Here is an 8,396-nt window from a genome sequence, read left to right on the forward strand (position 1 = left end):
AGGTCGGGTACGGGTCGGTGTTGATGCCGACGTCGTAGGGGTCGTAGTAAACGTCCGTGTCGTTGGCGAGAGTCATCGATGCTTCCTTACTTCAGGCAACTGCCGGCGTCGATCGGCAGTGCCACCCCGGTGATGTAACGCGCTTCGTCGGAGGCCAAGAACAACACTGCATTGCTGATGTCTTCTGCCGTCACCCAGGGGATCGGTAGGTAGTGGAAGCTTTGGCACACCGGCGCAAGGTCATCCGGGCCGGGGTTCTCCAGTTCGGGCCGGAATGCGCGATAGGTGGCCTCGTTCATCAGCAACGGTGTATTGACGTGAGTTGGAAGGACGGCGTTGACCCTGATCATGCGCTGGCCCAGTTCGACTGCGAACGAACGCATCAGGCCGATCACGCCGTGCTTGGCCGCAACATAGTGGCCCGTGTGCGGGTAGGCCTTATTTCCGGCGACCGACGACGTCAGGATGATCGAACCGCCGCGACCGCCGGACAGAATGTGCGGGACGCCGGCCTTCACCGTCTTCCACACACCGCTGAGGTTGACGTCGATCATCTCCTGCCACAACGTCTCGTCGGTCTTGTGCAGCTTTCCCGCCGTCGTACCGATTCCGGCGTTGGCGATGATGACATCCAGCCGGCCCAGTTGTTCGACCCCGCTGTCGACGGCGGCACGCAGCGCGTCGTAATCGCGGACGTCCACTTCGGCCGTCACGATGCGGCCGCCGGCATTCTTGACCATGCCGGCCGTCTCGTCGAGATCTTCCGGCGTGGCACCGTCTGCAGGCGAAGCCTCGAACTTCTTGCAGATATCGACGGCGATGATGTCTGCGCCCTCTTGCGCCAATCGGACGGCGTGACTTCTGCCCTGCCCGCGTGCAGCGCCGGTCACGAATGCGACCTTGCCGTCCATCCGGCCCGCCATGCCAACCTCGATTCCTGATTCCAAGGATTTGGGCGATCGCCCAAATTCATCACGCACGCCATGTTTAGCGCACGGTGCTGAGGGAGTCAAGAGCCTGCGGAGGCCGGCGAATCCTAATACTTAGACGGGCTCGGCGTCCTATGCTCGATGGATGAACATCATCCGCACGAAGAAATTGCGGGCTTCGGCGATCCTCGCGGCCGCTGTTACCGCGCTGGCGACGATGCTGCTTGTGGAGGCTGGCCGCGCTCAGGCCGTAACCAACCCGGCCTACTTCGCGAATCCGGATGGCAGCCTTGAGGTTATCTACGGCGGCGGCGGGATGGCGATCTACGCGACCATTGTCGATGCGCACAATCCGATGGGGGCAACGGAGGTCTGCCACTACCACTCGGTGGGTGTAATGAATACGCCTGCGCTTCCCTACGACTGGGACACCACGGTGAATGGGCCCAGCCCGTCGGCCCCGGTGACCATCATCTTCCAGCAGCTCGGCGGCACCTACAGCGTCAACGTGACCTGTAATGGAACCGGCAACTCGGCCTCCTACTCCCCTGTCGTCTACTGATTTGCCACACCGCGCCGAACACGGCAGTAAGGTGCTGTCCGTGAGCGCAGAGTCGTTAGCCAAGGGTCGCGGGCGCTGGCTGGCGTTCGCGGCCACGCTGGCTGTCTCCGCCGCCATGCTCTACGCCCAACACAGCGAGCCTCGGTGCTGTGTGAAGAACCCGCCGGCGGCGTCGGCGAAACTGGCCGCAGCGCCGACCAGTCCCAGCCCCGCCCCGGCAAGCCCCACGCCTGCGCCGGCCGACGGGCCGCACATCGCCACTGCCGCGGAGATCCACTCGTTAACGGCGGACGCGCCGGTTGCTGCCCAGCAATTCCAGTTCGTGTTACCTGCCGGAATCGCGCCGGAGAACGGGTTGCAGGTCAAGACCGTCTGGGCTGCCCGTGCGATCAGCGTGTTGTTCCCGCAGATCACCACCATCGGTGGGTACCGGCAGGATCCCTTGCGGTGGCATCCCAACGGATTGGCCATCGACGTGATGATCCCGAACTTCCACTCACCCGAAGGCATCGAGCTCGGCAACCAGATCGCCGGATACGCCTTGGCAAATGCCAAACGATGGGGCGTACTCCACGTGATCTGGAGGCAGAAGTTCTACCCCGGCATCGGCGCGCCGAGCTGGACGGCGGACTACGGCAACGAAACCGCCAACCACTACGACCACGTGCACATCGCCACCGACGGCGGCGGCTACCCGACCGGGCACGAAACGTACTACATCGGGTCGATGACCCCTACGCCCCCGGCCTGACTGATTCTGACGAACGGTGCTCAACCGCGCCCCTCGCCGACGATCAGTAAGCCGACCCCCTTAAATAATGAACATGCTCCCCTATCCAGCGCCGCCACCGAGCGCGCGTCGTCAGGTTGCCCGTTACACGTTGGCATTTCTCACCGTGGTCGCCGCTGCCGCGCTGGTGATCCTGCTGATATCCCCAGACAAGCCAGCCGGATCGGCCGTCGACCGGCAGGGGGGCACCCGGGTCACCTTGACCGCGCATAACTTCGACGGCTCGCCGCCGACACCCGATGCGCTATCCGAGGCCCAACACGTCATCGGCTCCCGTGTGGCCGGTCTGGGCTTCGCCCACCCGCACATCGATGCCGTCGGTGACGCGCTAACCGTCACCGTGCCCGGTAACCACCCTGAACAGATTCGCAATCTCGGCCAGACAGGACAGTTTCACATCCGGCCGGTGGTCGCCGCGCTGCCGACACCTCCCGGCGCACCATCAGGGGCGCGGACCCAGCCACAGACCCCGGAAGACCGCAGCCGGCGCATCGCCGACGAGAAAAAATTCCGACAGAGCACGAACCGGGGCGTACAGCTGCTCGGCCTGCAATTCCAGGCCACCCGCTGCGGCAAGCCAGATGTCTTGGCCGACAACGACGATCCCGGCTTGCCGCTGGTCACCTGCTCGACCGACCATAAAGTCGCGTATGTTCTCGCGCCGTCAATCATCAGCGGCAACCAGATCCAAGACGCCAGCTCCAGCTTCAATCAACAGAGCGGCAAATATGTGGTCAACGTGCAGTTCAGCAGCGCGGCAACACGAACCTGGGCTGAATTCACCGCCGGGCATATCGGCACCCAGACAGCATTCACCATGGACTCACAAGTGATCAGCGCGCCGCAAATCCGGGAGGCGATACCCGGCGGCAAGACCGCAATCGGCAGCGGGCAAACACCCTTCACTGCTGACAGTGCACGCGTGCTGGCCAACACTCTGAAATACGGCTCGCTCCCACTGTCTTTCGAGACATCGGAGCCCGAAATCATTGCGCCCAAATCTGTTTCGGCCGCGCGAGAGCAATCGCGGTTCGCAAGGTGGCCGGTTATCGCGACATCAGGCCTTCTTGCGGCTCTGCTGTGCTTGCAGGCCTACCTTTATCGGGCGAGAATCCGAACGTTGCTGTTTCCGTGACGGCGGCTGCGGACACCGTGACAGAAGGCCGGCACCGGCGCGGCTCGACGCTCAATGTTAATTTCCTCCAGTGATGTTCTCAGCTGCTGGTGCAGTCGCGCGGTGGATCGCCCCCTTACTCACGGTTGCCGCCATTGCCGGCCTGGCGCAGACCGGTCCCGCCCCAGCGCTGCGCTTAGTCGACGAAGCCAACCCGTTGGCCGGCATGCCCTTCTACGTCAACCCCACGTCGGCGGCTATGCGCGCGGCGCAGCATGCCGATCCGGCGAGCCCCGAGTTGAACGCCATCGCCAACACGCCGCAGGCGTACTGGATTGTTCCGGGCGCTTCCGCGGCCACGGTCGCCAAGTACACCGGCGATGCGGCTGCTGCCGGTGCCATCCCGGTTCTAGCGCTTTACGGAATCCCCCACCGCGACTGCGGCAGCTTCGCTGCGGGCGGCTTAGCGAACGCCGACGACTACCGCGCGTGGATCGATCTCATCGCATCCGGCGTGGGATCGTCGCGAGCGGCGGTCATCGTTGAACCCGATGCGCTCGCCATGGCCGACTGCCTCTCGGCCGACCAGCGCCAAGAACGCTACGACTTGATTCGCTACGCCGTCGACACGCTCTCGCGCAATCCGGCCACGGCCGTGTACGTCGATGGTGGTCACTTGCGCTGGCATAGCGCCGAGGACATGGCCGCCAGACTCAACAAGGTCGATATCGCTCATGCCCGGGGTTTCAGTCTCAACATTGCGAACTTCTTCACCACCAACGACGAAATCGGCTACGGCGAGGCGATATCCGGCCTCACCAACGGTTCGCACTACGTGATCGATACGTCGCGCAACGGCGTCGGACCGGCGCCCGACTCGGCACTCAACTGGTGCAATCCCGACGGCCGAGCACTGGGCACTCCGCCTACCGCGAGTACCGCGGGCGCGCACGCCGACGCCTACTTGTGGATCAAACGTCCCGGAGAATCCGACGGAACATGCAACAAAGGAAATCCGCCGGCCGGCACCTTCGTGAGTCAGTACGCCATCGATCTGGCCCACAACGCGATCCATTAGGACGCAATCGAAACGGCCCCCGGAGGAATCTGGCGGGTTCACGCGGTCGTCGCAGCACTCTCGATTTGAGAGGTTGCGGCGACCGTGTCGTTTTCAGAGGACTGTGTTCGATTTGGGGATCGGCTAGCAAACCTGGTTGATGCTGGTGTTCCGGTCAAAGAGGCGGCTGCATTTCTAGGGATTTCACCGGGGCGGTGTTATGCCATCCTGCGTGCGACGGGCCGCCCGGCGGGGCCGGCGCGGTCGGTGGCCCGCGATGTTGATGCTGTTCAGGTGGCTGCGGTGTCTACTGCAGCCGGCTCGGTCAATCAGGCCGCGAAGGCCTGCGGAGTGTCACACGGGCTGGCGCGGCGCCTGTTGGTCGCTCAAGGCCTGGTCCCATCGGTTCGTCAGCCCGTGGGCCTAGTAGCGGGGACAGGCGATCCTGCTGCTCGGCGGCGACAAGGCGGGTGACTGGAAAGGCTGTACGACAAGAACATTCCGATAGCAGAACGACGCTACGAGAACTGGCTCGCAACCGAGGAAGATGAATGACCATGGCGCGCAACTGGCGTGACATTCGTGCGGAGGCCATCGCGCAGGGGCGGCTGGACCCGGCGCGTGCCGTTGCGGCGCGCAAAGAGATGCACGACGCCGTCCAGGCCCACCAGCTCGCCGAGATCCGCAAAGCTCAAGGCCACGCCCGCCAGTCCGACGTCGCTGCCCTGATGGGGGTTTCGCAAGTGCGTGTGTCGAAGCTGGAGAGCGGGGACCTGTCGCATACCGAGCTCGGCACTTTACGGTCGTATGTCGCCGCCCTTGGTGGGCAGGTGCGGGTCGTCGCCGATTTCGGGGAAAGCAGCGTGGAGCTGACCGCTTGACGGAACCGGGCTGTGTTGCGGGCCCGCTGCAACTCGGCATAACGGGCATAGCTGACGCGCTCGCGCCACAAATACCCGAAATGGCAGCTTCACGTGGACGGCGCGAGTCGCCTGAACCGGACCGCGACCACAGAGCGTCCGCGACCGCCTTGTCCAACGCGCGAAGGATTGGTGCTGATTTTCACTGCAATCGTCGAAACGGTCCTCGCCGGCCGTTTCGGCTATGAACCTCTACGGCGTTGAACCTTTATGGCGTTCGCGATTCGATGATGCGGCAGACGGTGACAGCCTGTCCGCGGCGTTGATCGCTGCGGGCGGTCTGCAGCGCATTGGACAGGGTGGTGCGAAGGGCGCGTAGGTCGGCGATGGCGCGGTCGATGTCGCGAATGTGCTTGTCGAGCAGCGCGGTGACCTGCTCGCAGGGCGGGTTCCCGTGGCGATGTAGGTCGAGGATGTCTTTGATCTCTGACAGTGTCAGGCCGAGGGTCCGAGCCCGCAGAATGAACCGCAGGATCGCGATGTCGTGGTCGCTGAAGAGCCGGTAGCCGGCGTCGGTGCGCTCAGCGGGCGGCAGCAGCCCTTTGGCTTCCCAGATCCGGATGGCCTTGGCCGAGACGCCGATGGATTTGGCGGCGTCACCGATGGTGTGCGTCACAAGGTTTCGTTCATCGACGGTGGCCGTCATGGTGACCCTTTCCAGCGGCGGGTTCGAGCGTATCGGTGCGACTCCCGGCACGTGCTTTTCTCATTGGTCGTTAGGGGTGCGGTCTCGGCGGGGTTGCGGGTTCCGTTTCCCCTTGTCTCCTTTTCGGTCTGAGGTGCAGACGTTGGTCTGGCGGCGCGCCCCGCTCGTGCCCGGTGGGCGTCGCCGACGATGACTCCAACAGTACGGGTTGCCCCAGGGGCAAGGTCAACGGTACGCCGCGGTGGCCGGGCAAAAGCAAATTCAGCGCCTTCGTGGCGTCGCGCCCGGTCGCCTTTGGAAACACCCGCGGGCCCGCCGTGTGAGCCATGGCGTCGCGGAATGTTTCGGTGGGCCGCTGGTGCTCCTGGCCGTGGGCAATCGATGAATCTACTTACGGCTTTGGCGGTCCCGTACTCTGGCCGTGCTCGCGCAAGAGCTGCGTAGCTGGCCAAAGCGTTCGGTCAGCAGCACCTTGCGCCGTTGGTGCGCGGCTACCAGCACCGCGACGCGCCTCAGGGTAGTAACTGGCGATAGCAGTGTTGCCCAGCCATCCCTGCTGGTCGGCACACAGTCTTTGTGCGAGGTGGACTCGGCGAATTAACCGACCCGTCGAGCGCCGGTGGACAGGGATTTGTTGAGTCGGTGCCGCATGTCGGACCGCCTGCGTGGGCTTGTCCCACCGGCTCGGCACTGCCAACGGCGCTCGGTACAACTTCGCCGAGATGCGCGGAGAGTGCAACATCCGGCGGGAGCGACGGAGGTCGAAATGTCTGTGCAATGCTGGACGTACGCGTTGTCGTGGCGCCGTTCGGCGACAGGTCGCCGCCGCCAACCCCGACTGCTAAGACGAGGATGGCTGCACCACCGGACAGCGCGATTGCCTGCGTGACTTGAGATTTCATCGGGCTCCTCCTTCTCTGTGATGAGAACGCCCGTAAGGGTGAATCCGTTGGTGATGGGCATTGGCCTCGGCTGCGCCGCATACTCACCGGCAGGCAACGGCGGACCAATTACGTTGCGGCTCAGCTCATGTTCGCCTCCTTTGTCTGAATGCGGTGGAGGCATCAACCGCCGCTGACTCCCACGTTAAGCCTTGCCTCGAGGGCAAGGTCAAGGCGCAATACCGTAATTCTTTGCCCCACACCGCGTCGCGGGCCATCGACTTTTGGTTCAGGCTTGCTGAAATTGCATAAGCAATTGCGTTCCAAAGCGTTTCGACACGGCGCCCAGGCTCCGATGATCAGGTGCAGTTAAGACTCGGTCAATGCGATGAATCCATCCACCACACTGGTACGGCCTAACGCTTGACCCTGCCCCAGGGGCAATGCATACCTTGGGGTTGTCCGTCACTAACGCGACGCGCGATCGCGCGTCGCCGAGAGCGTGAGCCAACGACGGGGCAACGATCGTGAAAGGGAGTGTTCGAGATGGTATGGCATGGACTCCATGCACTCGTGGCGAAGGCTGCGCCCACGGTGGTGACAGGCGTGGTGGGGGTTGCCTCATATGAGGTGCTACGCAAGGCGGTGGCGAAAGCGGGGCGGCCGGCAACGGTTTCCATTACCGCCTGGGCTCTGCGCGTTGCGCGCGAGGCCGAGCGCAAGGCCGAGAACGTTCGACTGACGACCGCCGATGTGATCGCCGAGGCGGCAGAGCGCAGCGGCAGCGGGGAGGACGCTGCACTCCCAGCGGTGACGGACGAGAAAGTTCCATCCAAGTCACGCCGGAAGACAAAGACCACTGATGCTGACCATTGATCCTCAGCGGGAGGTAGGCCTGACCGTTGCATCCGACGCGGCGGCGGTGATGAAGCAGATCTCGGCGGTGCAGTCCTCGCTAGAGCGAGCGAACCGAGTGATGCTGCACAACCACTTGGAGACCTGCTTTTCCACGGCGGTCCTTGACGGGCACGGGCAAGCAGCCATTGACGAGCTGGTTGATGCGGTCAAGTTCACGCCGGCGCTGACCGGTCCCCAGGCACAGCTAAGCGGCGCCGCGGTCGGCGAACCGACCGATGACGAGCCGCTGCCGTCTGGGAGCACGGCATGACCACCGGGTTTTGGCGTGAGTACGTGGTTGACACAGCAGCAGGTGATCGAGATCGCGCACCAGCCGCGGGGATGGCCGCGGTCCAGAGCTAGACATCGCGGCCAGAACTCTGACTGGCCGCACCGATTGTGAAGGGAGTGTTAGGAATGGCTTTGCATGGATTGGCGATGCGGGCGATGCCCACGGTGGTGACCGGTGTGGTGGGGGTCGCAGCCTTTGAGGCTTTGGCGAAGGTTCCGTGGCGGAAGGCAACCGTCATGGCGACCGCCTGGGGCATACGGGTTGTGCGCGAGACGGAGCGTAAGGCCGGGGCGAGTGCTGAGCAGGCT

The 8,396-nt window shown here is 63.9% G+C and carries 9 protein-coding genes and 2 pseudogenes; 9 read left to right on the forward strand and 2 right to left on the reverse strand.

Going from position 1 to position 8,396, the window contains the following annotated elements; all coding sequences use genetic code 11:
- Positions 1-86 precede the first annotated feature (86 nt).
- Positions 87-923 carry a mycofactocin-coupled SDR family oxidoreductase gene (locus WBF82_RS20645; RefSeq protein WP_424384797.1) on the reverse strand — a complete coding sequence of 279 codons (837 nt, stop codon included), beginning with the start codon at positions 921-923 and terminating at the stop codon, positions 87-89.
- A gap of 151 nt (positions 924-1,074) precedes the next feature.
- Between WBF82_RS20645 and WBF82_RS20650 the strand changes: the two genes are divergently transcribed.
- From WBF82_RS20650 to WBF82_RS20675, 6 genes and pseudogenes are all read left to right on the forward strand, one after another.
- The gene (locus tag WBF82_RS20650) at positions 1,075-1,491 is read left to right on the forward strand and encodes a hypothetical protein (RefSeq protein WP_424384798.1); all 417 of its coding nucleotides are present in this window, start codon (positions 1,075-1,077) and stop codon (positions 1,489-1,491) included.
- A gap of 40 nt (positions 1,492-1,531) precedes the next feature.
- Entirely contained in the window at positions 1,532-2,242 is a 711-nt protein-coding gene (locus tag WBF82_RS20655; protein ID WP_424384799.1) for a glycoside hydrolase, read from the forward strand.
- A 73-nt stretch (positions 2,243-2,315) separates the two neighbouring features.
- Positions 2,316-3,416 carry a preprotein translocase subunit SecD gene (locus WBF82_RS20660; RefSeq protein WP_424384800.1) on the forward strand — a complete coding sequence of 367 codons (1,101 nt, stop codon included), beginning with the start codon at positions 2,316-2,318 and terminating at the stop codon, positions 3,414-3,416.
- Between the two features lie 70 nt (positions 3,417-3,486).
- On the forward strand, positions 3,487-4,473 hold the full coding sequence (locus WBF82_RS20665) for a glycoside hydrolase family 6 protein (protein ID WP_424384801.1): 987 nt from the start codon (positions 3,487-3,489) through the stop codon (positions 4,471-4,473).
- 415 nt (positions 4,474-4,888) lie between these two features.
- Positions 4,889-5,007 (forward strand): annotated as a pseudogene (locus tag WBF82_RS20670) (type II toxin-antitoxin system RelE/ParE family toxin); the annotation flags it as partial.
- Positions 5,004-5,333 (forward strand): XRE family transcriptional regulator, encoded by a 330-nt coding sequence (locus WBF82_RS20675; protein ID WP_424384802.1) that lies wholly within the window; start codon positions 5,004-5,006, stop codon positions 5,331-5,333. The pseudogene WBF82_RS20670 and the gene WBF82_RS20675, both read left to right, overlap by 4 nt.
- Before the next feature lie 247 nt (positions 5,334-5,580).
- Here WBF82_RS20675 and WBF82_RS20680 read toward each other — a convergent pair whose 3' ends face one another.
- Positions 5,581-6,018 carry a MerR family DNA-binding protein gene (locus WBF82_RS20680; RefSeq protein ID WP_424384803.1) on the reverse strand — a complete coding sequence of 146 codons (438 nt, stop codon included), beginning with the start codon at positions 6,016-6,018 and terminating at the stop codon, positions 5,581-5,583.
- Positions 6,019-7,445: 1,427 nt separating this feature from the next.
- Here WBF82_RS20680 and WBF82_RS20685 point away from each other — a divergent pair.
- The 3 genes and pseudogenes from WBF82_RS20685 to WBF82_RS20695 all read left to right on the forward strand — a co-directional run.
- The gene (locus WBF82_RS20685) at positions 7,446-7,775 is read left to right on the forward strand and encodes a DUF1490 family protein (protein WP_424384805.1); all 330 of its coding nucleotides are present in this window, start codon (positions 7,446-7,448) and stop codon (positions 7,773-7,775) included.
- A 46-nt stretch (positions 7,776-7,821) separates the two neighbouring features.
- A pseudogene (locus tag WBF82_RS20690) lies at positions 7,822-8,067 on the forward strand (metal-sensing transcriptional repressor); the annotation flags it as partial.
- Between the two features lie 146 nt (positions 8,068-8,213).
- Positions 8,214-8,396: DUF1490 family protein (locus tag WBF82_RS20695; RefSeq protein WP_424384804.1), on the forward strand; the 183-nt coding region annotated here is incomplete at its 3' end.

This window comes from Mycobacterium sp., from assembly GCF_049673265.1.
GTDB lineage: Bacteria > Actinomycetota > Actinomycetes > Mycobacteriales > Mycobacteriaceae > Mycobacterium.

Coding starts and splice junctions, on each gene's coding strand:
- WBF82_RS20660 (WP_424384800.1), top strand. CDS start 2,316: ATGCTCCCCTATCCAGCGCCGCCACCGAGCGCGCGTCGTCAGGTTGCC.
- WBF82_RS20650 (WP_424384798.1), top strand. CDS start 1,075: ATGAACATCATCCGCACGAAGAAATTGCGGGCTTCGGCGATCCTCGCG.
- WBF82_RS20680 (WP_424384803.1), bottom strand. CDS start 6,018: ATGACGGCCACCGTCGATGAACGAAACCTTGTGACGCACACCATCGGT.
- WBF82_RS20645 (WP_424384797.1), bottom strand. CDS start 923: ATGGCGGGCCGGATGGACGGCAAGGTCGCATTCGTGACCGGCGCTGCA.
- WBF82_RS20685 (WP_424384805.1), top strand. CDS start 7,446: ATGGTATGGCATGGACTCCATGCACTCGTGGCGAAGGCTGCGCCCACG.
- WBF82_RS20675 (WP_424384802.1), top strand. CDS start 5,004: ATGACCATGGCGCGCAACTGGCGTGACATTCGTGCGGAGGCCATCGCG.